Annotated in this window: 1 protein-coding gene; it reads left to right on the top strand. The window is 50.4% G+C overall.

What is annotated here, in order from left to right:
* A partial coding sequence (locus P3R27_RS15005) for a hypothetical protein (protein ID WP_301399222.1) occupies positions 1-337 on the top strand: 337 nt, incomplete at both ends.

The raw sequence follows: 337 nt of genomic DNA, 5'->3' as shown, positions 1-337 counted from the left end.
AACCCACGGGTCGAGTGAAAGCAGTGAGAGATCAGTTTGAAAAAGCGAATGAGTTTTCTAACGCCCGCCCAGCTCCAGAATCCACGGGACAAGTGAGAGCAGCGAGAGATCAGTTTGAAAATCCGAACGCCTTTAGCAATGAGCGCCCAGTTCCAGAACCCACGGGACAAGTGAGAGCAGTGAGAGATCAGTTTGAAAAAGCGAATGAGTTTTCTAACGCCCGCCCAGCTCCAGAATCCACGGGTCGAGTGAGAGCAGTGAGAGATCAGTTTGAAAATCCGAACGCCTTTAGCAATGAACGATCAATTCCAGAACCCACGGGTCGAGTGAAAGCAGT

The organism is Enterococcus spodopteracolus (assembly GCF_030441955.1).
Classification (GTDB): domain Bacteria; phylum Bacillota; class Bacilli; order Lactobacillales; family Enterococcaceae; genus Enterococcus_B; species Enterococcus_B spodopteracolus.
This window is presented reverse-complemented; position numbering and strand designations above follow the sequence as displayed.